The sequence below is a fragment of the Sphingomonas endophytica genome (assembly GCF_001476895.1).
Classification (GTDB): domain Bacteria; phylum Pseudomonadota; class Alphaproteobacteria; order Sphingomonadales; family Sphingomonadaceae; genus Sphingomonas; species Sphingomonas endophytica_A.
Genome location: NZ_LDTB01000029.1, coordinates 1 through 25,274, shown reverse-complemented (window position 1 = coordinate 25,274; position 25,274 = coordinate 1). Strand labels below are relative to the sequence as shown.

The 25,274-nt window shown below is 67.7% G+C and carries 19 protein-coding genes and 1 pseudogene; 9 read left to right on the top strand and 11 right to left on the bottom strand.

The window, feature by feature from the left end:
- Together NS334_RS09550 and NS334_RS09545 are read left to right on the top strand one after the other, a co-directional pair.
- Positions 1-420: 3-oxoacyl-[acyl-carrier-protein] synthase III C-terminal domain-containing protein (locus NS334_RS09550; protein ID WP_275044682.1), on the top strand; the 420-nt coding region annotated here is incomplete at its 5' end.
- A 4-nt stretch (positions 421-424) separates the two neighbouring features.
- Positions 425-1,456 (top strand): aromatic ring-hydroxylating oxygenase subunit alpha, encoded by a 1,032-nt coding sequence (locus NS334_RS09545; protein WP_058755743.1) that lies wholly within the window; start codon positions 425-427, stop codon positions 1,454-1,456.
- Here the strand turns inward: NS334_RS09545 and NS334_RS09540 are convergent.
- The gene (locus NS334_RS09540) at positions 1,432-2,097 is read right to left on the bottom strand and encodes a NeuD/PglB/VioB family sugar acetyltransferase (protein WP_058755745.1); all 666 of its coding nucleotides are present in this window, start codon (positions 2,095-2,097) and stop codon (positions 1,432-1,434) included. The two genes, NS334_RS09545 and NS334_RS09540, sit on opposite strands and share 25 nt — an antisense overlap.
- 89 nt (positions 2,098-2,186) lie before the next feature.
- Here NS334_RS09540 and NS334_RS09535 point away from each other — a divergent pair, with 89 nt between their 5' ends.
- The 3 genes from NS334_RS09535 (at position 2,187) to repC (ending at position 6,257) form a co-directional block, all read left to right on the top strand.
- The gene (locus NS334_RS09535; protein WP_058755742.1) at positions 2,187-2,951 is read left to right on the top strand and encodes an SDR family NAD(P)-dependent oxidoreductase; all 765 of its coding nucleotides are present in this window, start codon (positions 2,187-2,189) and stop codon (positions 2,949-2,951) included.
- A 462-nt stretch (positions 2,952-3,413) separates the two neighbouring features.
- Positions 3,414-4,316: a replication initiator protein A gene (locus NS334_RS09530; RefSeq protein WP_083500377.1), complete on the top strand. Its 903-nt coding sequence runs from the start codon at positions 3,414-3,416 to the stop codon at positions 4,314-4,316.
- Between the two features lie 696 nt (positions 4,317-5,012).
- Positions 5,013-6,257, top strand: a complete 1,245-nt coding sequence (repC, locus tag NS334_RS09525) for a plasmid replication protein RepC (RefSeq protein WP_058755741.1) — start codon at positions 5,013-5,015, stop codon at positions 6,255-6,257.
- Positions 6,258-6,320: 63 nt separating this feature from the next.
- Here the strand turns inward: repC and NS334_RS09520 are convergent, their stop codons facing one another.
- A complete protein-coding gene (locus NS334_RS09520) occupies positions 6,321-6,509 on the bottom strand; it encodes a YbdD/YjiX family protein (RefSeq protein WP_058755740.1) in 189 nt (62 codons plus the stop codon).
- Entirely contained in the window at positions 6,493-8,580 is a 2,088-nt protein-coding gene (locus NS334_RS09515) for a carbon starvation CstA family protein (RefSeq protein ID WP_241491887.1), read from the bottom strand. The genes NS334_RS09520 and NS334_RS09515 overlap by 17 nt, the downstream gene beginning before the upstream one ends.
- 129 nt (positions 8,581-8,709) lie before the next feature.
- Between NS334_RS09515 and NS334_RS09510 the strand changes: the two genes are divergently transcribed.
- Entirely contained in the window at positions 8,710-10,461 is a 1,752-nt protein-coding gene (locus tag NS334_RS09510) for a chloride channel protein (RefSeq protein ID WP_058755738.1), read from the top strand.
- 55 nt (positions 10,462-10,516) lie between these two features.
- Here the strand turns inward: NS334_RS09510 and NS334_RS09505 are convergent, their stop codons facing one another.
- Complete coding sequence (locus NS334_RS09505; protein ID WP_058755737.1) at positions 10,517-10,759, bottom strand: hypothetical protein; 243 nt, start codon at positions 10,757-10,759, stop codon at positions 10,517-10,519.
- A 15-nt stretch (positions 10,760-10,774) separates the two neighbouring features.
- A pseudogene (locus tag NS334_RS09500) lies at positions 10,775-13,610 on the bottom strand (Tn3 family transposase).
- Between the two features lie 129 nt (positions 13,611-13,739).
- On the opposite strand from NS334_RS09500, the gene NS334_RS09495 reads away from it, so the two are divergent.
- Together NS334_RS09495 and NS334_RS09490 are read left to right on the top strand one after the other, a co-directional pair.
- Positions 13,740-14,372: a recombinase family protein gene (locus tag NS334_RS09495; protein ID WP_083500375.1), complete on the top strand. Its 633-nt coding sequence runs from the start codon at positions 13,740-13,742 to the stop codon at positions 14,370-14,372.
- Positions 14,373-14,515: 143 nt separating this feature from the next.
- Positions 14,516-14,908: a tetratricopeptide repeat protein gene (locus tag NS334_RS09490; protein ID WP_058755736.1), complete on the top strand. Its 393-nt coding sequence runs from the start codon at positions 14,516-14,518 to the stop codon at positions 14,906-14,908.
- 14 nt (positions 14,909-14,922) lie between these two features.
- Here NS334_RS09490 and NS334_RS09485 read toward each other — a convergent pair whose 3' ends face one another.
- From NS334_RS09485 to NS334_RS09475, 4 genes are all read right to left on the bottom strand, one after another.
- Positions 14,923-16,284: a hypothetical protein gene (locus tag NS334_RS09485; RefSeq protein ID WP_193753049.1), complete on the bottom strand. Its 1,362-nt coding sequence runs from the start codon at positions 16,282-16,284 to the stop codon at positions 14,923-14,925.
- A gap of 173 nt (positions 16,285-16,457) precedes the next feature.
- A complete protein-coding gene (locus tag NS334_RS09480; RefSeq protein WP_058755734.1) occupies positions 16,458-16,727 on the bottom strand; it encodes a hypothetical protein in 270 nt (89 codons plus the stop codon).
- Positions 16,728-16,776: 49 nt separating this feature from the next.
- The gene (locus NS334_RS18625; protein WP_193753048.1) at positions 16,777-16,920 is read right to left on the bottom strand and encodes a hypothetical protein; all 144 of its coding nucleotides are present in this window, start codon (positions 16,918-16,920) and stop codon (positions 16,777-16,779) included.
- A gap of 130 nt (positions 16,921-17,050) precedes the next feature.
- The gene (locus tag NS334_RS09475; protein WP_083500373.1) at positions 17,051-19,981 is read right to left on the bottom strand and encodes a TonB-dependent receptor domain-containing protein; all 2,931 of its coding nucleotides are present in this window, start codon (positions 19,979-19,981) and stop codon (positions 17,051-17,053) included.
- Positions 19,982-21,035: 1,054 nt separating this feature from the next.
- Between NS334_RS09475 and NS334_RS09470 the strand changes: the two genes are divergently transcribed.
- Complete coding sequence (locus tag NS334_RS09470; RefSeq protein ID WP_193753047.1) at positions 21,036-24,014, top strand: TonB-dependent receptor domain-containing protein; 2,979 nt, start codon at positions 21,036-21,038, stop codon at positions 24,012-24,014.
- An 81-nt stretch (positions 24,015-24,095) separates the two neighbouring features.
- Here the strand turns inward: NS334_RS09470 and NS334_RS09465 are convergent, their stop codons facing one another.
- Together NS334_RS09465 and NS334_RS09460 are read right to left on the bottom strand one after the other, a co-directional pair.
- Positions 24,096-24,275 carry a hypothetical protein gene (locus NS334_RS09465; RefSeq protein ID WP_058755731.1) on the bottom strand — a complete coding sequence of 60 codons (180 nt, stop codon included), beginning with the start codon at positions 24,273-24,275 and terminating at the stop codon, positions 24,096-24,098.
- Positions 24,276-24,277: 2 nt separating this feature from the next.
- Positions 24,278-25,274 (bottom strand): sialidase family protein (locus tag NS334_RS09460; RefSeq protein WP_058755730.1); only part of this gene is annotated, 997 nt, incomplete at its 5' end.

Below are 25,274 nucleotides of genomic sequence, written 5' to 3'. Positions count from 1 at the left end.
GTTGAAGATCGCGCCCCCGACGCCGCCGGTCCGAAGGCGGACGCGCTCTACATGGATGGGGGCGCGATCTTCAACTTCACGCTGGCGACGGTGCCGCCGCTGGTCGCCGAAACCCTCGAACGGGGAGGCGGGGCTGACGGGTTCGACGCCTTCCTGTTTCACCAGGCCAACGCCTTCATGCTGCGCCATCTGGCCAAGAAGTCCAAGCTGCCGGTGGACCGGGTTCCGATCAACATCGATCGCTATGGCAATACCAGCAGCGCGACCATCCCGCTGCTGATGACCGACGATCTGGGCGAGCGGCTGCGAACCGGGGCGATGCGGCTGGCGCTGTTCGGGTTCGGGGTCGGTTTCTCCTGGGGATCGGTGGACGTCACGGTCGGGCCCCTCGCGTGCGCCGAGACGATCGAGTATCGATAAGGCCATGACGATCGGCGATCCGGATCAAGCGTCCGCCCGGCTCTGGGCAGACAACTGGCACCTGCTCGCACATCGCAGTGAGCTGGCGGAGCCGCGCGATTTCGTGCGCTTCGACATTCTCGGCCGCGAGGTGGTCCTGCATCACGACGGTGCGTCGGTCATCGCCTTCGATAATCGGTGCCCGCATCGCGGCGCGCGGATCTTCGACGGTGATGCCGGGCGGGAGCGGTTCCTGTGTCGCTATCACGGCTGGTCCTATGCCAAGGGGCGGGTGTTCGTCGCCGACAAGGCATCACTGGCGCATTGCCCGGTCGACCAGGTCGCGCTGAACACGTTGCGGCTGGAATGGATCGGTGATTTCGCCTTCGTCGCCGAGGCGCCGGTACAGGCGCTGGAGGATCAGCTTGCCGGGCTGGCGCCGATGCTGGCGGCGATGTCCCGGGGGATCGCCGCACGCTGGGACTTCAACCGCTATCTGTACGAGGCGGACTGGCGGATCGCGTTGGAAAACGCGCTGGAGCCCTATCATGTCGGACCGATCCATCCCGACACGCTGGCCACGCTGAAGCTGCAGCCCGGCAAGAACCGCTATTACGGCCGCAATTCGGTCTGGTCGGCGCCGCTGGGCGACGAGCGGATGGTGAAGCGGATGCGGTCGTTGACGCGGCTGTTCGACCTGCCGCACCAGTTCGAGGGCTATGAGAGCCTGTATCTCTTTCCCTTCACGATGATCTCGTCGACGTTCGGCTTTTCGCAGTCGGTGCAGCATTTCCTGCCGGCGTCGGCGGCCGGGCGCAGTCATTTCACCAGCCGGTTGTTCGCGGGACGGCTGAAGCCGGCGACCAAGCCGGATCTCGTCGCGCCGCTCATGGCGTCATCGGCGGCGATGAACCGCGCGGTGTTCGACGAGGATCATGCCATCTGCAAGCGGGTGCCCGCCGACACGTGGTCGATGGATCCCCCGCGTTTCTGGGCGGCGTCGGAGGAAAAGCTTCTCCATTTCCGGGAAAGCTACCGGGCGGCGCTGTCCGGCTGAGCGGCACGTAGCGTCCGCGCTGGCGCGGCATAGACCGATCGACCCGGCCCGACCGTGCGATAGACCACCGATCCGGCGCCGATCGTGGCTCCCGCCCCCACCTTCACCCGCGGCAGCAGCTTCGCGCCGGTCCCGACCATGACGTCCTCGGCCAGCGATACCCCGCCGGTCAGGTCGACATGGGCGCTCAGCGTCGAGCGGTCACCGACGCGGACGTCGTGGCCGATGCTCGACAGGGCGTTGACGCTGACCAGCCGTCCGACGGCGGCGTCGGCGGACACCAGCGACAGCGGGCACAGGATCGTGCCCTCGCCGATCCGGGCCGATCCGGCGATGACCGCCGTCGGATGGATCATCGTCGCGAAACGCCCGCCGCGGTCGCCCAGCAAGCCGGCCACAGCCGCCTTCACCCGGGGGGTGCCGATCGCCATCAGCAGGCGGTCGTCCGGCTGCGGCGCGAAGTCGGCGATGCTACCGATGATCCCGACGGGATAATCGAAGCCGTCGAGCGCGCCCGGCGCATCGTCGATCAGTCCGGCGAGCGGCGGCAGTCGCCCGGCCAGATGGGCATCGCCCGCCCAGGTGATCAATTCGCGACCGAAGCCGCCTGCGCCGACGATGACCGTCCGCCCCTTTTCCATCGCATCGTCCCCCATTACAGGGCGGCGCTATAGGAAGCCTTTCGTCGCCTTGGCAATCGCCCGGCGGCTCCGACCGGAGAGACTGAGCGATGGCCATTTATGCAAAGGATCTACTCGCCGGCCGCCATCTCCTGGTGACCGGCGCCTCATCGGGGCTCGGCCGGGCGGTGGCCATCGCCCTTGCCGGTGCGGGGGCCCGGGTGTCGCTGGTCGGGCGCGACGAAGGGCGGCTGGAAGACACTCGGACGGCGCTTGCGGGGACCGGTCATGGCATGGTTCCGGCCGCCCTCGCCGATCTTGAGACGACGGCCGACCTGATCAAGACGGTGGCGGGCGACCGCGGGTCGTTCGACGGCATTTTCCATGCGGCGGGGACCGAACTGGTCCGGCCGATGCGGATGTTCAAGAACGACCATGCCGCGAAGCTGTTCGACGCGGCGCTGTACGGTTCGCTGGGGATCGCGCGCGCTGCCGCATCGCGCGGGGTGATGAACGACGGCGCCTCGCTGGTCTTCATGTCTTCGGTCGCCGGGCTGCGCGGGACGGCGGGTATGGTCGGCTATTCGGCGGCAAAGGCCGCGGTCGACGGAATGGTCCGCAGCCTCGCCTGCGAACTGGCCCCGCGGCGGATCCGCGTCAACAGCATCGCGGCGGGCGCCGTCGAAACCGAGATGCATGCCCGACTGGCGAAGACGCTCGGCGACGCTGCGATCGGTGATTACGAACGTCGCCATCTGCTTGGCTTCGGAAGGCCGGACGACATCGCCAATGCGGCATTGTTCCTGCTCGGCGACGCATCGGTGTGGATGACGGGAACGACCCTCTCTGTCGATGGCGGCTATACCGCCCAATAGGCGGCCTGTCGTCGTATCGGCCTGTCGTCGTATCGGCCTGTCGCCCCCTTCCGAGTGGTTAATCGACCACGGCGGTCTGGCTCAAGGAAGGGACGACGCATGGCTGCGAGGAAGCACCAGGTCGGGGTGGCGTTGCCCTCGCCTGGGCGGCGCAGCATGGGCCCGCCGTGGCACGGTTCATTCGCACGGCGCGGGGCTGGTGTGGTCGACGTCATGTCTCTTGGTCGGCACGATCGGCCTACACCTGCAAAAGCGCTATCGCTGATGTGGCTGATGCAGGAGGTGCCGGTATTCTGCCCGGTTCGCCGAGCCTGCGTTTGACCGCCGTCGCCCGCGCCGGTAAATCCGCCGGATGCCGACGGCGTGCCCCACGATCCCTTTTGCCGCGACACGGTTCGTCCCCGGCCGGCTCGACGGGCTTTTCCGCCCGAAAGCACGAACGCCGCGCCTGACTTCCCGTCCATGACAAAGGTCGTTCCTCCGCAGGGCGACCTGTTCCGGCTCGACAGCCCGTTGCTCGGCGATATCCAGGGCGAGCGGACGGTCGCGGAATTTCCGTTCTTCGCGCTCACCAAGCGCGCGCAGATGGAGCCGATGACCTTCGAGAGCGAGAGCGCGCGGATCGAGATCAACCCCAGCAAGACCGGGGTGGCGACGATCTACGACAAGGAGATCCTGCTCTATATCGCCAGCATCATGGTCGGGCGGCTGGAGGCGGGCGAGACGGTCGACCGGACGCTCAGCTTCACCGCCAACGACCTGTTCCGGATGACCGGCACCAACGCCTCGGCGCGGTCGTACAGCGCGCTCAAGGCGTCGCTGGCGCGGCTGCAGGGCACGCAGATCATCACCAATATCGAGACGGGCGGGGAGGGGTCGGACAGCGCCTTCTCGTGGCTGCTGAAGGCCGACATCAAATATACCAAGCTGCCCAGCGGCGAGCGGCGGGTGAAGCATGTCGAGGTGATGCTCTGCGACTGGCTGCACCGCGCGATCCTCACCGACCGCCGGATCGCGGCCTATCACGATGATTTCTTCAAGCTGGGGCCGATCGAGCGGCGGCTCTACGAACTGGCGAAGTTCAACTGCGTCGACGGCGCGCGCTTCGAGATCGACGCGGTGGAGCTGGCGGGGCGGGTGGGGTGCTCGCTGGAGCCGCGCTCGGTCGAGAATTTCCGGCGTACCTTGCGCGAGGTGGTGCGCACCCAGTCGATCCCCGAATATTGGCTGGCGCTGAACGATCGCAAGGAGCCGGGGCCGAACGGCGGGCGACCGCGGCTGACGACGATGGTGACGATCACGCATGACGCGGGGCTGCGCTTCGTCGGCCCGCCCGCCCCCGACGCGCCGCCCGACGACGCCTGAGCCGCGCGGCATCCCGCCGCTCGCCACGGCGCGTGAACCCGATCCTTCGCGTGGCTGGCCCATGACGGCGGACGCGCCCGCGACATTGGTGTTGCGGGGGCGCCGCGCGGGCAGGGGGCTTTTCCGCCCGAAAGCACGAACCGCCCGGTTCGTTTTCCGCGCGATAGCACGATGCGGCGTCGCGCCGTGGCGATCGGCCGATTTGCCTGCCGCCCCCCCGGATCGCGCGCGATTCGCGCCGACGCGGGGTCTTTTCGGCCCGCTCTTCGTCTGCGCGGACGGTGCCAATGCCGGGTTTTCCGCCCGAAAGCACGAACGACGGGCGCCGCCATGCCGGTCGCGGGGCGACGACCCGCCGTGCTTTCCCGCCCGAAAGCACGAGCATTCGTGGCGTTTTCCGCCCGAAAGCACGAATATTCGCGCTTTCCTACATCGGGGTCGTCCGACAGATAGGTCGGGATGCGGTGGTTGCGCGGGTGCGCCGCCGAAAGGGGAAATGGCTGTGAGCACATAAACGAATGCCCGGCACGAAGACCGGGCACCCGAGAAATTGTTGAGTGGCAGCGTCGCCAAACGCTGACAGGCCCTACAGACAGCCCTCCACCTAACGGTTTCCGAACTGCGGTTCAAGGGAGCGCGCTTCGCGCCACGTCATTGTTTTGCCTGCTGACGGCCCCTTGGACGAGGGGACGAACGATGATCTGTACCCAGACGGCCTTTACCGGGGCCACGGGGGCGCGGCCGATCACCGCCTGGTCGCGCCGGATCGTGCGCGATCTGGAGGCGCGCGCGCCGGATGCCGGCGATGTCGAGCGCAACCGGCTGTATCCGGTGCTGGAGGGCGCCAGGGTCGCGCTGCGGCTCGGCACGCCGGCGCTGGAGACGCTCAAGCATCTGATCGGCTTCACCCGCCCCGACGACTGGAAGGGCGATCGCCGCCCGCTGGCGTGGCCCAGCAACTACACGCTCGCCGAACTCGCCGGCGTCACCGAAAGCGCGATCAAGGCGCGGCTGCGTCAGTTGCGCGCGCTGGGACTGGTCGCCGCGCATGACAGCGCGCATGGCCGGCGCACCGGGCGACGCGATGCGAGCGGCGTCATCACCAGCGGCTATGGCATCGACCTGTCACCGCTGCGGATCCGCTTCGCCGAACTTCATGCGCTGGCCGAGGCGCAGACCGCGCAGTCGCGGCTGTTCAGGGAAGGGCGGCTGGCGATCGCGCGCGGGCGGCGGCTGGTGGGGCAGGTGCTGGCGCAGGCCGCCGACATGCGGCTGACCGGCGCGCACTGGATGGCATTGCAGGAGACGATCGACGATATCGCGGCACGGGCCGGTGCCGCCCGGCAGGCGCGCGACAGCAGCGCCTATCAGGCGGCGCTCGATGCGCTGTCGTCGCTGGAACAGCGGATCGGCGCGACGATCGACCATTATATGTTTCATGAGGATAATGACGGCTCGGGGTCAAAATCCGCACCCGACATACATATACAAACCAACCCTTGTCCCTTTGATCGTAAAGAAGGCGATCGGGATGGTAGTTCGACCCGGCAGCGGGACGTGCCCGATCGGGCGACATGCCCGGCCTCGCCGTCGGGCAGCGTGTTCAAGGCCCGGCCGGCGGATCTTGTCGCGCTGTTTCCGGCCGCGGCGATGTACGTCACCGCGCGCCAGCCCGGCTGGCCGGACCTCCACGCCGCCGCGGCGCGGTTACGGCACGACCTGGGGATACGGACGGGTAGCTGGGTCGATGCGGTCGACCGGCTGGGCCGCGACGATGCGGCGGTCGCGATGTTCATCACCGCCGAGCGGCAGGCGCGCGGCGATATCCGGCAGAGCGCGGGCGCCTATTTCGCGGGCATGGTCGCCAAGGCGCGGCGCGACGAACTCGACCTCGGCCGGAGCCTGTGGGGCTTCCGGGGCGCGGCATCGGACGGTCATTGAGCGATCGGCGGTTAATGGCAGTGCAGGTGATATCGGTATTCGGTGTATTGCCGGCAGGCGCGGTCAGCAGCAGCGCGGCGGCGATCCCTTGCCGACGCCGTAGCGGCGTTCGATCCGGTCGCGGTGGAAGGCCGCACGGCTCAGTACCGGTTCGCCGGCGTGGTGCGCGGCACGGTGTGCGACATAGGCGTCGTAATCCGGGACGCCGACCATCAGCCGCGCGGTCTGCGCCGCCTTACGCCACCACGACATCGCCGGCCTCCCCGATCTCCCGGCCCCCGATCTCCTGGGCGGTCGGCCGCTCGCTGGCCAGCGCGGTGCGGGCCACCGCGATGCCATAGCCGACGATCGCCAGCACCAGCACGACGAAGAACGCGCACACCGCCGCGTCCACCCGGTCGTTGAACACGATCCGCGTCATGTCGGCGGGCGTCTTGGCAGGGGCGAGAAGCTCGCCGCGCGCCATCGCCTGCGCGAACTTGTCGGCGTGCGCGAGGAATCCGATGCGCGGGTCGGCGTGGAACAGCTTCTGCCACCCGGCGGTCAGCGTGCAGATCAGCAGCCAGAGCGTCGGCGCGATCGTCACCCAGGCATAACGCTGCCGCTTCATCCGGAACAGGATGACGGTCGCCAGCGTCAGCGCGATCGCCGCCAGCATCTGGTTGGAGATGCCGAACAGCGGCCAGAGCGTGTTGATCCCGCCCAGCGGATCGGTGACGCCCTGATACAGGAACCAGCCCCAGGCGCCGACCGCCAGCGCGGTGGCGATCAGGTTCGGCGCCAGCTTCTCGGTCGCGCGCATCGCCGGGATCGCGCTGCCCAGCAGGTCCTGGATCATGAAGCGCGCGACGCGGGTGCCGGCATCGACCGTGGTCAGGATGAACAGCGCCTCGAACAGGATCGCGAAATGGTACCAGAAGGCCATCAGCGCCTGTCCGCCGACGACGCGGCTCAGGATATGCGCCATGCCGACCGCCAGCGTCGGCGCGCCGCCCGCGCGGGACAGGATCGTGCCCTCGCCGACGTCGCGCGCGATTTGGCTGAGCGCCTCCGGCTGGATCGCGAAGCCCCAGTCGCCGATCGCCTTCGCCGCGCTGGCGACATCGGTGCCGATCAAGGCGGCGGGCGCGTTCATCGCGAAATAGACCGCCGGGTCGAGCACGCAGGCCGCGATCAGCGCCATGATCGCCACGAAGCTCTCGGTCAGCATCGCGCCGTAACCGATGAAGCGCAGGTCGCCCTCGGTCGCGATCATCTTCGGCGTGGTGCCGCTGGAGATCAGCGCGTGGAAGCCGGACACCGCGCCGCACGCAATGGTGATGAACAGGAACGGGAACAGCGCCCCCGCGAACGCCGGGCCGGTGCCGTCGACGAAGCGCGTGACCGCCGGCATGTGCAGCGCCGGGCGGACGATCAGGATGCCGAGCGCGAGGCCGGCGATCACCCCGATCTTCAGGAAGGTCGACAGGTAATCGCGCGGCGCGAGCAACAGCCACACCGGCACCACCGAGGCGATGAAGCCATAGGCCATCAACGCCAGCGCCAGCGTCGGCCCGGTCAGCGTGAACAGCGGCGCGAGGGCGGGGGAGGCCGCGACCTGCTGCCCGCCCATGATCGCCGCCATCAACAGCACGAAGCCGATGATCGACATTTCCGCGATCCGCCCGGGGCGCACGAACCGCCCGTACAGCCCCATGAACAGCGCGATCGGGATCGTCGCGGCCACCGTGAACGTGCCCCACGGACTGTCGGCCAGCGCCTTCACGACGACCAATGCCAGCACCGCGAGCAGGATGACCATGATCGCCAGCACGCCGATGAGCGCGATCGTACCGGGCACCCGCCCCATTTCGGTGCGGATCATGTCGCCCAGCGAGCGCGCGTCGCGGCGCGTGGAGAAGAACAGGATCAGGAAGTCCTGCACCGCCCCCGCGAACACCACGCCGACCAGCAGCCAGAGCGTGCCGGGCAGATAGCCCATCTGCGCCGCCAGCACCGGGCCGACCAGCGGCCCCGCGCCCGCGATCGCCGCGAAATGGTGCCCGAACAGCACGTTGCGGTCGGTCGGCACGAAATCCAGCCCGTCCGCGCACCGCACCGCCGGGGTCGCGCGCACCGGATCGACCCGCGCCACGCGCGTGGCGATGAACAGCCCGTAGAAGCGATAGGCGACCAGATAGGTGCACAAGGCGGCGGTGACGATCCACAGCGCATTGACCGGCTCGCCGCGGTGGAGCGCGACGACGCCCAGCGCGCCCGCCCCCAGCACGGTGATCGCACCCCAGATCAGCCATTCGCGCGGGGTCTGCGGTTTGAGGGGTATCGTCGCCACGCCGGTCATGGGCCGTCTCTCCGATTATCGTTATCGCCCGTCATCGCATTGCGGTGCGGCGCGTGACAAGTGCAGCACGCCGCGGCAGAGCGGGGCCATGTCCGCCGCTCCTTTCCCCGCATGATCCCGCGCGCGGTGCAGCGCGCGCCGGCGTGGTTCCGCTGGCTGGGTCGGCAGGTCCGCGCGGTCGAATTGCTGTTCGTGCTGGTCGCGATCCTCGTCGGGGTCGGCGCGGCGCTGCTGACCGTGACGCAGAACCTGCTGGCGCGCGGGGTGCAGCACGCGCTCTACGGCCTGTCGGACGACATGCGGTTGAGCGGCGCGGCGTGGCTGGGCTGGCGGCCGTGGCTGGTGCTGCCGGCCGGGGGGCTGGCGCTGGTGGCGTTCAACCGGCTGGTCGGCGCGCGCGGCCGCCCGCTGGTCGATACGGTCGAGGCCAATGCGCTGCACGGCGGGCGGCTGTCGGTTCGCGACAGCGCGATCGTGTCCGGCCAGACGATCCTGTCCAACGGCGTCGGCGCGTCGGTCGGGCTGGAGGCGGCCTATGCGCAGCTCGGCGGGCTGATCGCCTCGCTGCTGGGGCGCGGGCTGGCGCTGCGCCGCGTCGACGTGCGCACGCTGGTCGGGGCCGGAACCGGGGCGGCGATCGCGGCGGCGTTCGGCGCGCCGCTGGCCGGCGCCTTCTATGCGGTGGAGGTGGTGATCGGCGCCTATACGCCCGCGACGATCGCGCCGGTCGTCGCCGCCGCGCTGGCGGGGGCGCAGACCGCGCACCTGCTGGGCGCGGTGCCCTATATCGTCGATGTCGTACCCGGCCCGGCGATCACCACCGGCGGCTATATGGTCTATGCGCTGCTCGGCGTGCTGTGCGCGTTGACCGGCATCGCGATCATGCGCGCGGTCGGCCTGGTCGAGGCGCGGACGCGCGCGCGGCTGCCGGGATGGGCGCGCCCGGTCGCGGGCGGCATGCTGCTGGCCGGGCTGGCGACGGTGTCGCCGCAGGCGCTGTCGGCGGGGCATGGCGCGCTGCACCTCGACATCGTCGACGCCGCGCCGCTGGGGTTCATCCTGATCGTGCTGGCGGTCAAGGCGCTGGCGTCGATCGTCTCGCTGGGCTTCGGGTTTCGCGGCGGGCTGTTCTTCGCCTCGCTGTTCCTCGGCACGCTGCTGGGGCATCTGTTCGCGGGCGTGCTGGCCGTGCTGGCGGGCGGGCCGGTGCTCGACGTCGGCAATGCGGCGATGGTCGGGATGGCGGCGCTCGCGGTCGCGGTGATCGGCGCGCCGTTCACGATGACGATGCTGGTGCTGGAGGCGACCGGCAATGTCAGCCTGACCGGCGCGGTGCTCGCCGCCGCGCTGGTGTCATCGACGATCGTGCGGCAGTTCTTCGGCTATTCCTTCTCGACCTGGCGGCTGCACCTGCGCGGCGAGACGATCCGCAGCGCGCGCGACATCGGCTGGATGCGCACGCTGACCGCCGGACGGATGATGCGCCGCGACCCGCATGTCGTGCCGGTCGATATGACGGTGGGCGCGTTCCGGCGCCGCTATCCGCTGGGCGCGACCAAGCGGGTCGTCGCGCTCACCGGCGACGATCGTTATGCCGGGATCCTCGATCCGGTCGCGGTCCACGATCCCGCGATCGCGCCGGACGCGCCGGTCGCGTCATTGATCCACGGACCGGCCACGGTGCTGCGCACCGACATGGACATCCGCGCGGTGATGGCCTGTTTTGACGCCGCGCAGCGCGAGGAACTGGCGGTGGTGGACGGGCAGGGCGCGGTGCTCGGGCTGTTGACCGAGGCGCACGTCCGGCGGCGCTATGGCGAGGAGCTGGACAAGAGCCAGCGCGAATTGTTCGGGGAGATATAGACCAGGGAGCCGGTCACCCGCCGTCCATATCGGGGCGGTGCATCGCAGACCGCCCTCATTCCGGCGGCGTGTCGGAGGCCTCCAGTGCCACGATCTCGAAGCGATGGTCGCGCCAGCCGCGCTGGCGGGCGGCGTCGTCGAGGGCGAGGCGCTTGCGCTTTGCCTCGGCGAGCGTCGCGGTATGGCCCCAGAACACCTCGGTCTTCCCGTTCGCCAGCGTCGCGATGATCCGCCAGTAATGCGTGAACGGCGAGGCGGTCGGGCCGATCGTCTTTACATAGGGGACCGGTGAGAGGATGGTCGAAAACGTACGCTAAGCCTCCCGGCCTTGCTGGTGGAGGTGGAGCGGTCTGAACCGCTCGCGAGGTTTGTCGATGTCGCCCCAGAGATAGTCGCCGGTGAGGCCGATATGCTCCCACCCCAATGGCGCGACATGGGCGAGCAGTTCGTCGGGTACGTCGACGCCGCTGCTGCGTAGATGCCGGACGGCGCGGTCGAGGTAGACGGTGTTCCACAGCGTAACGGCCGCGGTGACGAGTGTCAGGCCGGAGGCGCGATGGCGCTGGTTTTCGAAGGTGCGCTCGATCCGCCCGATTTCACGCAGCGCGCGGGCGACGGGATTTTGACGCGGGAAACCCGCCAGCTTGCGCAGCATGACCGAAGCGCTGACGGTGCCGGCGCGGATCGAAGCGGCAAGGCGCAGGGTTTCGTCCCAGTTCTCCTCGATCGCCCGCACGTTGACCGGGCCGGCGACGAGCGGGCGCAGCGTCGGCCACGGGTCGAGCGGCGACAGGCCGTATAGCCGGCGCTCGTTGAGGTCGCGGATGCGCGGTGCGAAGCGGAAGCCGAGCAGGTGGCACAGACCGAAGACGTGATCGACCGCGCCGGCGGTATCGGTCGCGTGTTCGCGGATGACCAGTTCGCTTTCATGGTCGAGCAGACCGTCGAGGACGTGCGCCGCCTCGCCGGCATTGGCGGCGATGACCTTGGTATGGAACGGCGTGAAGCGATCGGTGATGTGGGTGTAGAACAGCACGCCAGGTTCGGTGCCATAGCGGGCGTTGCGATCGGCGCGCGCTTCGCCCTGACCACCGGCGCGGAAGAACTGGCCGTCCGACGACGATGTGTCACCCGGCCCCCAGAGCTGGGCGAGCGGATGCGCGGTGTGGCAGTCGACGATCGCCGCCTGCGCCGACAGATAGGTTTCATCACGCACATGCCATTCGGCGGTCCAGCGCAGGCGCGGCAACGTCAGCCCGCGCGAGCTTTCCGCCATGCGGCCCAACCCTAAATTGGTCGCATCGGCGAGGATCGCACCCATCAGCGCCGACTGGTCGGAGGCGGGGGCGCCGCTGCGCGCATGGACGAAACGGTCGGCGAAACCCGACCATGCGGCGACCTCGACCAGCAGGTCGGTGATGCGGACGCGCGGCAGCATCGCATAGAGCCGGGTCTTCAGCGCATCGGCATCGTCGGACGGAGATCGCCGGATCGGCGATATGAGCAACTGCTCGCGTTCGATCGTCACGTCGACCAGCTCGCCCGCTGCGGCTGCGCGTTCCACCTCCGTCATGCGCCGGGTCAGCAGGATACGGCGTTCCTCGTACCATTCGGGAAAGTCGGTCGGTACGGCAAGGCGCAGATCGCCGGTCGCGCGCATCGCCTCGAAGGCGGGTACGGGCAGCTGATAATCGCCGAGGGTGCGATAGGCGCGACTGCCGTCCACCCAGATACTGCCCGACCCGAGCCGCTCGCGAAGGTGGACGATCACCGCGATCTCATAGGCGCGCCGGTCGATCGTTCCTTCCGCCGGCTGCACCACCTTGCGCCAGCGCGGCTTGATGAAGCTGGTCGGCACCCGCTTCGGCAGGATCGAGCGACCATCGCGGTACATCGTGCGCAGCACCTCGATCGCGCCGAGCAGCGGATCGCCCGACCGCGCGGTGCGGAAGGTGAACGCGGCGAGAAACGTCGGGGCGAACCGCCGCACCGCAGGGTAGCGTTCGACCACTTCTTCTAGGCCATCATCGGCCGAGCGCGTCAGATCCTCGGCGAAGCGGATGCTGCGTTCGAGCTGATCCCAGCCCATCTTCGCGTCGATTGTGCGGAAGGCATCGCGCCCGCTCGCACGGGCCTCGATCAGCAGGCGACCGAGCCGGGCATGGAAGCGTGCGGTGTCCTTCAGCATCCGTGCCTGGCCGAGCAGCCGATCGGAGCGGGTGCGGTCGGCACGGCGGAACAGCGCGCCCACCATCTTCTCCACCATGACCAGCGCGGCGTCGGTCAGCGCCGCTTCCATCTCGATCATGGAAGCGATGAGCATGGCGACCCGGCGCGGACGTTCGAGACGCTGCAGGTGCTGGGCGGTGACGATGCCGGCGGTCCGCGCGATGACGGCATAGCGGGCGGCATGGATGCGCCGTGCCCGGTCGGCTGCGATCCCGATGCCGCGCACCGCGTCGAGCCGTTCGACGATTCCCCTTCAGGTTCGCGGCCGATGGTGCTTCGGGCCATTCGCGTATCCATCCGAGCCGGGTGCGCCCATCGTCCTCGGAGGCGATCAGGTGTTCGAGTGCGGCTTCCTGTTCGGCCGAACAGTCGCGGATCAGGTTGGAATGGGCCGCCTTGCGCGCCCGTGTCCGCACGATGAGCGCAAGCCGTTCCAGCGTCGATGCCGCCGGCAGTACGATCCGGTCTGCCCGTAGCCGATCGACCATCCCGGCGACGATCGTCTCGCCTCTATCGGTCGAAGCGGCGATCTCCGATCCCAGCGCTAGCATCGCTCGCACGTCGGCCCGCACGAAGGCGCGCAGACCGAGCAGGGCTTCGATCTCGGCACGGTGTTCGCGCAATGTCGTGGGGCGCGTGGCATAGCCGGTGAAGTCGTCGGCCGCGCCCCCGGTCTGATCGGCGAGCAGCGCGAGCATGGCGTCGGACACCGCCTCGCCTGTCAGCAACCCCCGGCCGGGATGCCGCAGGTAGCAAAGCTGCACCGCGTAGCCGATCCGGTTCGCCCCGCGCCGACGTCGCGCCACCTGTGCCAGATCGTCGGGACCGAGCGTGGAGAGCCGTTCGATCGTCGCGCGATCGGCCGGCGGGTCGAAGATTGCGGCACGCTGCGCGGGCGACAGGATGGTCTTGGTCGGCATCGGTGTCCTGTTCGTCACGAAACAGGAAAGCGAACCTGTTCATGGAGCATAGACCAGAAGACGGGTTATGTGACAGAATAAGGATCGTTGGAGGAGCGATCCCGCTCCGTCACGCGAACGGACGTATATGTGACCACCCAGATCGGCTACGCACGGGTATCGAAAGCGGACGGCAGCCAGGTTCATGACCTCCAGCGCGACGCGCTGGTCGCGGCCGGCGTCGATCCTGAGCATATTTACGATGATGCCGCTTCGGGTCGGCGCGACACACGTCCTGGCCTCGACGCCTGCCTCAAGGCGCTGCGGCGTGGTGACACGCTGGTCGTGTGGAAGCTTGACCGGCTCGGGCGTGATCTGCGCCACCTCGTCAACCTAGTCGGGGACCTGACGAAGCGCGGCGTCGGGTTGAAAGTGCTGGCGGGCGAAGGCGCGTCGATCGACACCACCACCGCCAATGGCCGGCTCGTGTTCGCGATCTTCGCCGGCCTCGCCGAGTTCGAGCGCGAGCTGATCGTCGAGCGCACCCGCGCCGGTCTTGCCTCCGCCCGCGCGCGCGGGCGGCATGGCGGACGCCCGTTCAAGATGACGCCCGCCAAGCTGCGTCTCGCCCAGGCGGCGATGGGCAAACCCGAGACAAAGGTCGCGGAGCTGTGCGCCGAACTCGGCATCACGCGGCAGACGCTCTACCGGCACGTCACACCGAAGGGCGAGATCAGGCCTGATGGCGAGAAGCTGCTGGCGCGAAGGGCACGGTCAGCGTGATGAGGAAAAGTGCCGAACCATGGGCGTGCTGGTTGGTGTTGCCTCTCCTGATGGTCATCGCAGGCTGCGCCACACCCTCTTCTCCGCCGGGTTGCGTCGGCCTTCGCGGCACCGGTGCCGTACCGATCACCGACGCGGCGGGCGTGACCCGCATCCGCTACACCTATGCCGATGAAGCGGTGCGGTTGCCGCACCTGCAATGCCGCGCCGAGCAGGGCGATCGGACGGCGATGGTCGAACTCGCCCGCGCCCTGGAAACGGGTAGCGGCGTGGTGCGCGACGATAGCCGTGCCGCCGCACTCTATGAAAAGGCGGCGCAGGACCGCCCCACTTTCACCAGCATCTATTCTCCGCCCGTCCGGCTCGGCGGTGCGGGGCAGGTCATGATGATCCCCAATACGGACGGCGGGCCGGGGAACGCCGAGGCGAAGCATCGGCTCGGTCACATGCTGGTCGAAGGCCGGGGTATTGCACGCGACCCTGAACGCGGACGGCAACTGATCGCCGAAGCGGAACGGCAAGGATTTCAATCATAGCGCAGATGCGTCGTTCAGTGGTCCGCCGGGACGTCCTGAAGATCGAGCGAAGGACCAGCCCATTTCGGACCGGCGCGGTCGCGCCCCTTCGTTCCGACGATCACCGACCAGGCAAAGGCCCGCCATCCGGGACCGGCGTAAGCGGAGGCGAGCCGCTCCGCGTCCTCGATGTTACCGGCCTTTGTCAGCAGATGGATGAGCTGTATCCGTTGCCTTGCCGCGCGGACCCGCTCGAACGGATCGCCCCGATCGAGCGGAGGCGGTGCGTCGGCCATCATGCGAAGCAATGATCCGGCACCGCTGGCATCGCCTGTCGTCATACGGCGCTGGATAACCGCCAAACGTGTCTTGCCCAGCACCAGCGGATCGCCCGACCGGCTTGCGGCCTCCAGTGCCTTGTCATCGTTGCCGGCGTTCAACCAGGCTTCCGCGGCGATTTCGCTGCTCAATCCCTTCGGACATAAGCGAGCAAGGGTGCCCGACCTGGTCAAGCGCGTCATATAGGCTGCCACGACGGTGCTGTCCTGCGAGGGCAGTACCCATTCCAGGACACCGGTCGGTCCGTCGTCCACCGCAGCGCAGTCGTCCGAGGGAGGCAGCAGGTTCGTCACCGTCAGGGCACGGTCGAGGTCACGGGCTTGCAGAAAGTCGGCGATCAGGCCCTGCGCCTGCTGCCCGGGTTCGGGCGATGGCGTATCACCTGTGGCTTGGCGTCGCGCAAAACTCCGCCGGATGCGTTCTACGGCATCATCGGGGCGACCCTCGATCAGATCAACCGAAGTCGTATCCAGCCACGTCATCGCCTCCCGGCGGGTTTCGCCGGAGAGCAGCGGAATCAGTGCCCGCAAGCGCCGCACCGCCTCAGCCGCTCCACCAGCAGGCCGATCAGGAACTCGGTCCCATGTCGCCATGTAAAGCAGTGACGCCTTTGTCGGACCGGCGGGCAGCGCGTCTGCCGCCAACAGTATCAGCCGGAAGGGCGGGATGGGTGGCGGAACGATGCCGGGCGGAGCATCCATGGAGAAGCAGTCGCGGATACGCCGGTCATCTGCGGCGCTCGCGCCGCCCGGGCTGAGCCGTTCGACGAAACGCTCGCAAGCGCGGTCCTCGCTTTGCTGCTCATCCTGTTGAGCCACAATCTGACGGGTCAGCTTGTCCGGACCGGGGCTGAACGTCCGCAGCTCGTAATCCTCGGACATGGCAGAGGCTGCCTCAATGGCCTGGTCGCGATCGGCATGGCGCAGATTGCGCGACACCTCCCGCAGCGTCACGTCGCGCTCCCGACCCGCCGGCATCGACTTTGCCGCTGCAACCGCCCGAACGGCGAGGCCGTCAACGGGCGCCGCGTTCCCGCATCCGCTCGGAAGCAATGCCATCAAAGCGAAGATGGCGGCAGTGCGGAGATGCGCAAGCGACATCCCGTTAGGCTACCTCGGATTGTATCGCGCGCAAGCATCACCGCTTAGCGTACGTTTTCGACCATCCTCTCACCGCTCCCCAGGGAGCCGGTCACCCGCCGTCCATATCGGGGGGGCATCGCAGACCGCCCTCATTCCGGCGGCGTGTCGGAGGCCTCCAGTGCCACGATCTCGAAGCGATGGTCGCGCCAGCCGCGCTGGCGGGCGGCGTCGTCGAGGGCGAGGCGCTTGCGCTTCGCCTCGGCGAGCGTCGCGGTATGGCCCCAGAACACCTCGGTCTTCCCGTTCGCCAGCGTCGCGACGATCCGCCAGTAATGCGTGAACGGCGAGGCGGTCGGGCCGATCGTCTTCACATAGCCGTCGGGCAGCCGGGCGGTCAGGTAGCGGCGGCGCTTCGCCATGGCGGGGATGCGGAAGCCGGCGGGGCGGGCGGGGGAACGACGCGGACGATCAATGTCCGTAGGTCTTGATCCCGCGACGGCGAAGCTTCTGGCGCCGGCGCCGGCGCATGATGACGATAGTGGTCGGCACGGCCACGGCCACCAGCACGCCGATGATCGCATAGGCGACCAGTTCGCGGGAAAGCTCGATCATGCTTAATGCTTTGGCATGGGATGGCGCGGGTGTCACCCCGCTGTCGTCACCGGTTGATCGTCGTTTGCGAAAACGGCCGCCCGAGCGATCGGGCGGCCGTCCGGTACGTCGGTCCGTGGACCGCCCGCGACTAGAAGCGGATCTGCGCGCCCGCGTAGAAGCGGCGGCCGATCGGATCGTAGATGTCGGCCGCGGTCGTCGTGCCGGTGATCGTGCCGTAGAACACGGTATCCTCCAGCTTCGGCGGCTTGCGGTCGAACAGGTTGTTGACGCCGATGAAGAAGTCCATCGTCGAACGCTCGCCGGCGCGGAAGCGGACCTGCACGTCGTTGTAGAGGTACGACGTGATCTCGTTGTGGCGACGGATCTCGTCGGACAGGCCCAGCGCGTCGGCGGTTTCGGCGAATTCGTCGCGCACCGTGTCGACCATCGGGCTCAGATAGGTCGCGGTCCAGTTCAGGCTGACCGGCCCGGTCGAATAGGTCAGCGTCGCGTTGACCTTGTTGCGGAAGACGCCCCCGAACTCCAGGTTGCCGACGCCGCTGTTGAGCGGCGCGGACGGATCCGACTGCGTGTCGTAGCCGATCGTGTGGGTGTACAGCACGTTCAGGTCGAGACGGTCATCCTGCGTCAGCCCCAGCGCGCGGCCATAGGTGAAGTTGACGTCGATGCCGCGCGTCTTGGTCGCCGCGACGTTGATGTTCTGCGCGTTGACGGTCTGGATGCGGCCGGTGTTGTTGCGGATGACGTTGCTGCAGAACTGCGACTGGCCGGTCAGCAGGCACTGCTGGATCGAGGTCGCGCGCGGCACGATGCCGATCGCATTTTCCAGCCGGATGTCGAAATAGTCGATGGTCAGGCTGAGCCCGCGGACCTGGTCCGGCGCGATCACCGCGCCCAGCGTCAGCGTCTTGCCCTTTTCCTCGCTGAGGTTGCGGTTGCCGCCGTTGAAGCCGTTGATGCTCTGGATATCGGCCAGCGTGTAGTTAAACGTGCCGCCGTTCTGCACCGCCGCGGCGATCGCCGGGATCGCGCGGCAGGCCGCCGCATAGGTGCCGGTCGAGGTCGCGGTCACGCCGTTGCAGGGATCCTGCACCGACGGGAACGTCTCGGACGCCGAGGAGAACAGCTCGCCGATGTTCGGCGCGCGGTTCGCCACCGCATACAGGCCGCGGAAGCGCAGGCCGCGGAACGGCGAATATTCACCGCCCGCGTTCCAGCTGAACACGTGCCCGATCGTCGAGTAATCCGAATAGCGCGCCGCGCCCTGGATGCTGAGCGACTGCACGAACGGCAGGTTCTTCAGAAGCGGGATGTCGAGCTCGCCGAACGCTTCCTTGACGTTGAAGCTGCCGATCGTGTCCGGGGTCTGGTTGCCGGAGTTCAGGCCGGCGTTGGTCAGCGCATCCCAGTCCTCGGTGCTCTTCTCGCGGCGATATTCACCGCCGACCGAGGCGCGCACGTCACCGTACGGCAGCGCGAACAGCGATCCGCCGACGTTGCCGTTGACCACGAACTGCGTGTTGCGGATCCGTACCGCGCGCGGCTCGGCCGCCAGCACATAGGCCGACGCCTCCGGGGTCGCGGTGCCGTAACCGAACAGGTTGATCGGCACGCAGCCCGCCGCGCGCGCCGCCGCATCGGCGCACACGATGTTGCCGCTGGCGTCGCGGATCGCGTTCACCGCCTGGCCGTAGCGGCTGATGTCGATGTCCTGGCTGCTGGTACGGTCGAGCAGCTGGCCATAGACCGCGCTCAGTTCGTAGTTCCACTTGTCCGAGAAGTCGCCGCGCACGCCGCCCGCGATGCGGAAGGTGTCGCGATCGTTGCGGTTGCTGCGGCTGAACACCTCGTTCTGGCGCCGGCGGAAGGCGATCGAGGTCACGTCGTTCGACGCGATGCCGTCGCTGTTGCGGGCGATGATCTGCTGCCGGATCGCGGCGGGCAGGAACGGATTGTCGATGTTGTAGCCGGTGCCGACGCCGTCGTTGATCGAATCCAGCGCGAGCGCCTCGATCTGCGAGCTGGAGCGCGTCTTGGCGTAGGTGCTCTCCAGGAACAGGGTCGCGCTGTCGGCGACCTCATATTGCGCGTTCAGCGAGCCGATGATCCGCTCGATCGGCGTCGTGATCCGGCGCACCGCGTTGCGATTGAAGCCATAGCCGGTCGGGAAACCGAGCTGCAGGCTGTTGTCCGGGTTGAAGGTGAACAGGTCGCTGGCGAACCCGCCGGCGGTGCCCGACGCGGCGTTGCCGTTGCGCAACTGGAACCGGCCCTGCGCGGCATAGCTGCTGTACGATTGCGGGCCGCAGCCCAGGCTGGAGCAATCCTGCGACGAGATCTCGCGGTTGCGCGACAGCAGGCCCTCTTCCTTGGAATAGGTGATGTTGGCGATCACCGAGCCGCGCCCGTCGGCGCCGAACTTGGTGCCCGCGCTCAGGCTGCCGTTATAGACGGCGTTGTCGCCGCGGTCGCTGATGCCGTACTGGCCACGGGCGATGATGCCGTCGATGTCGGTGCGCAGGATGTAATTGACGACGCCCGCGATCGCGTCCGACCCGTACACCGCCGACGCGCCGCCGGTCACGACCTCGAACCGCTCGATGAAGTCGGCCGGGATGTTGTTGATGTCGACGATCGACGTGCCCGCGACGCCGGGGACGAAGCGGCGGCCGTTGACCAGCACCAGCGTGCGCGAGTCGCCCAGGTTGCGCAGGTTGATCGTCGCGATGCCGTTGCCGCTGGTCAGGAAGTTGCTGTTGGCGCGGCTGAGGCCCGGAATACCGACCTGCGGCAGCTTCTGCAGCAGGTCCTGCGTGTTGACGATGCCCTGCGACTGGATCTGCTGCTGGCCGATCACCGCGACCGGCGAGGCCGATTCCAGATCCGGACGACGGATGCGCGAGCCGGTGACGACCACGTCGCCGCCCTGTTCCGCGCCGCCATCGGCGTTGGTCTGGACCGGCGTGTCGTCCTGGGCGGTCTGCGCGCCGGCCACGCCCGGCAGCACGACGATCGCCCCCATCAGCGCGGTAGCGCACAAGTAACGCGACAACTTCATGATAGCTAACCCCTTTTTTCGATTGGGGTCATTCAAGGCGTCCGAACGGGCCAGTGGCAAGCATTCAGGCACCCAAATCCGTCAATCGGATCCTTTTGAAGATGACAGTTGCATGAACGGCACAACATAAATCAGCAACTATCCGGAACCACTTGTGTTGCGAGAAATTATATTTCGTTCATGTGCCAAGCGGAATCACAAATAGTCAAACCTCGGGCTATCACCGTATAAAGATTGCCAAGACAGTATGATTGCAATAATGTTTCATGTTCATGAAACATGACGTCCAGTATGTGGAATATTAGTGCGTTGGGCGTGTGTTTGCAATTTGGCGATCGGATGCGGTCTTGCGGTAGGGCCATCGTCACGGGATTTTCCTGTGCGATCGGCGGCGTCTTCTCACCCGCGGCACGTACGATACCGGTAGCGCGCAGGTGAATGGGAGGGGGCGGACCAGTATAGGTGCCGCGAGGCACCGTGCGTCGTACCATCAGGGCGACCAGCATTCCGGCAGGGCATGGGCGTTCAGGTCGCTGGGGAGCGTCAACCTGCGGCTTTCTCCCGCATGAGACATTGGCGGCATCCCCCTCGTGCGGATCGTCACGCGAAACTACGCGGCAGGCATGTCGCACCGGATCTTTCCTTCCTTCCGCGATCCGTCATGGTTGGCGAACGGAACAACCTGCTTTGAAAATGAAGCGGGGAACGCGCGTCACACGGTGGTGTATGCAAGCAATACACCACGCAGGAAAGATTACGTCATATACTATGACGTTTCTCGATGATTCACTCCTGCACTTGCCCACCCCTTTATTTCTCGATGTTTCCGGCAGATGAAGTGTGTCTTTTTAAACACATGTTACATCCATTGTTTTGCGTTTCCATGACGCCTTGTTGTGTGCCACTTTCGCTTCTGCAAGTCTGCCGTTCACGGGCCGTACAGGTGGCCCGTGAACGGCACGGCCGCGCAAGGCTGCGCCGATGATGCAAATCGGGGGTCATGATGGATTTTAGGTCTCGTTTATTGTGCTCGACGCTGGTCGCCGGCATCGCCGTGACGGCCTTTCCCGCGCTCGCGCAGGTCGGAACGCCGGAGGGCCTGCAGGCAGAGCAGGTCGCGACCGCCGACAGCGCCGAGGGCGAGGGCGACGTCGTGGTTACCGGTTCGCGCATCCGTCGTCAGGACCTGACCTCGTCGAGCCCGGTTGCGGTGACCGCGCGTGAGGAATTCACGCTGTCGGGCGCGGTGAACGTGGAATCGGTCGTCAACCAGCTGCCGCAGGTCCTGCCCAGCGCCGGCGGCACCGCCTTCTCGAACAACCCGGGCTCCGGCGCGTCGACGCTCGACCTGCGCGGCCTGGGCACCACCCGCACGCTGGTGCTGGTCAACGGCCGCCGCTGGATGTTCTACGATACCACCCAGATCGTCGACACCAACACGATCCCGGCCTTCCTGGTCGATTCCGTCGAAACGCTGACCGGCGGTGCCTCGGCCGTGTACGGCACCGACGCGGTGGCCGGCGTCGTCAACTTCCGCCTCCGCCAGGATCTGAGCGGCGTGATGGGCCAGGCGGTCTATAACGTGACGGAGCGCGGCGATGGCGCCCGCTTCTCGGCCGATATCGCGGTGGGCACCAACACCCCCGACGGCAACGGCAACGTCACGATGTATGCCAATTACACGAAGCGCAACCCGATCTTCCAGGGCGCGCGTCGGTTCTCGGCAACCGCGTCGGGCGACGGCTGTATCGTTCCGGGCAGCACCAATTCGGAAACCATGATCGGTACGCCGTTCCCGTCGGGGATCGCGACCGGCACCTGCACCGCGCGCGGCGGCCAGATCGGCTTCGTGCCGCAGGGATCGGCGACCGGCCCGATCGGCACCTTCGCCTCGGGCAACAACACCTATATCTTCAATCCCACGGGCGGCGGTTCGCGCGTGTTCCAGGATCCGGCCGATCTCTACAACTTCGGCCCGGTCAACTATCTGCAGCTGCCGCAGGAGCGTTACCTGCTGGGTGCATATGGTCATTATGAAGTCACGCCTGGCGTCACCTTCTTCAGCGAGCTGAGCTTCGTCGACAACCGCGTGTCGACCGAGCTCGCACCGACGCCGACCGGCGTCACCGCGCAGCTCCAGATCGCCAGCCCGTATTTCAACGACCAGACGCGCGCGCTGCTGCTTGCCAACGACGCCGCCGAGACGACGGTCGCGAACCGCGGCGACGGTTATGCCACCACCTCGCTCAGCTACCGCTTCCTGTCGGCGGGCTCGCGCAACTCGACCAACGACCGGACCGCGTTCCGCGTGCTGGCCGGCCTGCGCGGCGACATCACGCCGAAGCTGAACTACGAAGCCTTCTACAGCTATGCGCGCACGCGCAACTCGAACATCCAGCAGGGCAACGTGTCGCGCAGCCGCTATCTGGCGGCGCTGAGCACGGAGTTCGTGCCGGGCAGCACCACCGATCTGCGCTGCCGCGACGCGACGGCGCGGGCGGCGGGCTGCGTCCCGATCAACGTCTTCGGCAGCGGTCTGGCTTCGCAGCAGGCGGTCAATTACGTCCGCGTGCAATCGACCAACCTCGAGATCTCCGAGCTGCAGAATGCGATCGCGACGCTGTCCGGTTCGCTGTTCAACCTCGGCGGGGGTGGCGAGGACGTCGCCTTCTCGGTCGGTGGCGAATATCGCCGGATGAGCTCGCAGTTCGTCCCCGACACCTTCCTGGCGACCGGCGACGTGCTCGGCTTCAACGCGTCGCAGCCGACGCGCGGCAGCTATGACGTGAAGGAAGCCTTCGGCGAATTGAACGTGCCGATCCTGCGCGACCGCTTCATCCATCGGCTGGAGCTGAACGGCGCGGCGCGTTATTCGAAATATTCGCTGGCGGCGGTCGGCGGCAACTGGACCTATACCGTCGGTGGTCAGCTCGCCCCGATCCGGGACATCGCCTTCCGCGGCAATTACTCGCGCGCGGTGCGTGCGCCGAACGTGAACGACCTGTTCGCGGGCAATTCGGTGAACTTCCCCGGCGCGACCGATCCATGCTCGGATCGCAGCCCGAACACGCAGACCGCGGCCGTCCGCGCGCTCTGCGTCGCCAGCGGCGTTCCCGCGGGCAACGTCTTCACGCGCCAGGTACAGCCGAATACGCAGATCCAGGTCGCGCAGGGCGGTAACCCGAACGTCGAGCAGGAAACGTCCGACACCTACGGCTTCGGTGTCGTGCTCTCGCCGACGTTCATCCCGCGCCTGAACATCGCGGTCGATTACTTCAACATCAAGGTCGAGAACACGATCGGCATTCTGGCGGGTGGTATCGCGCAGGCGCTGTCGCTGTGCTACAACACGATCCAGGACGTGAACAATCCGATCTGCCAGCCGTTCGTCAACACTGCGGGTCGTGCGGTACGCGGCCCGACCGGTGCCCTGGGCGAAACCGCGGGTGGTCTGAACCCGCTGTTCACCAGCGCGAACGTCGGCACGCTGCGGACGTCGGGCATCGACATCATCGCCGACTATTCGGTGCCGCTCAACTTCTCGCTGCTGAACGCCGGCGGATCGTCGAAGATCACCTTCAACTATGCCGGCACCTGGCTCGACAAGTTCCGCAACACCCCGATCACGGCCATTCCGGAGCGTGAGTTCATCTTCGAGGGGACGTTCGGGCAGCCGATCTACCGGCACACCGCGCGTCTGAACGTCATGGATGGTCCGGGGCTGCTGTCGCTGCGCTGGCGCTTCAACGGCGCGACGCAGGACTCGCGCATCCGCAACGTGTTCAACGGCACCACCCGTGTCGGCACCGATCGCGCGCTGCTGCCGGTGCCGCGGATCGGCGCGTACAGCCTGTTCGACCTGACGGCGAGCGTCACCCCCGCCGAGGCGCTGACCCTGTCGCTGGGCGTGAACAACCTGTTCGACCGCAAGCCGCCGGTGCTCGGAAGCTCGGCATCGCAGGCGAACACGCTGCCGGCGTTCTTCGACGTGCTGGGTCGCGACTTCTTCGTGTCGGCGGCGATCCGCTTCTAATCCGGCACGCGATACTGACGTGGGGCGGCGAACCGACCGGTTCGCCGCCCCCTTTTTCTGGCGAACGGGATGGAGCCGGACCTACCGCAGTTTCGCGATCGACAGCCCGTCTTCCTTCGCGCGGGTCTTCACCGATTCCTCGCTGCGGGTCAGCGCCTTGGCGATCGCCTTCAGCGCCATGCCCTTTTTCGCCAGCGTGTGGAGCTTCTGGATCTCGTCGGCGGTCCAGGGTTGACGGTGGCGTTCGAAACGTTCGGCCATGATTACCTCAATGCGCGCGGGTTCAGCACGACGTGGCGGATGCGCGTGCGGTTCCAGGTGTAGCTGATGTGCACCCGCCCGTCGCGGGTCTGGATCACCGCCGGATAGGCATAGCCGTCGGGCAGCGGCCGGCTTTCCAGCGTCAGCACGCGCCGCCAGTGCACGCCGTCGTCGGACAGCGCGACGTTCAGCGGCCAGCGCGGACCGTCGCCCGGCGTGCGCCAGTCGTGCGCGGCATGGTTGTAGACCAGCAGCTGCCGCCCGTCCGCCAGCGTCACCGCATCGGTGCCGGCATTGGGATTGGGCAGGTCCAGCGCGGCGAGCGGCGACCAGCGGCGCCCGCCATCGCGCGAGCGGCTGGTGGCGAGCACCCCCTGACGCGTCCGCGCGACCAGCTCCAGCGTCCCGTCCGCCAGCGTCAGCACGCTGGGCTGGATCGCCTCCAGCCCGACCGGGGAGGCGATCTCCGCGCCCGCCGTCCATGTCCGGCCGCGATCGTCGGAGCGTTCCATGCGCAGGAACCAGCGGTTCTTCTCCGGCGTGCCGACCTCGCGGCTGGACGGGGAGAGCCACGCGCCGTCCGGCAGCACGACCGGCTTGTTCTTGATCGGGCCCAGCACGCCGTCGGGCAGCCGCACCGGCGCGCTCCAGTGCCGCCCGCCGTCCGTCGAGGTGACGACCATCCCCCACCAGTCGCGCGGGTTCGGCCCGACCTTGTAGAACAGGTGCAGCGCGCCGCCCGGCGGCTGGAACAGCACCGGGTTCCACGTCGGATAGCGGGCGTCGCGCGCCACCGCGACCGGGCGTTCCCAGCCGGTACGCGTGGCGCGCGCGAACCAGATCGCGACATCCGGCCGCCCCTCGCCCGATCCGCCGAACCATGCCGCCGCCAGCGTCGCGTCGGGCAGCTCGACCAGCGTCGAGGCATGGGCCTGCGGATAGGGCGGGGCGGGGTCGATGAAGCGCGACGCCACGATCGGCGACCGCGCGGACGGGGCG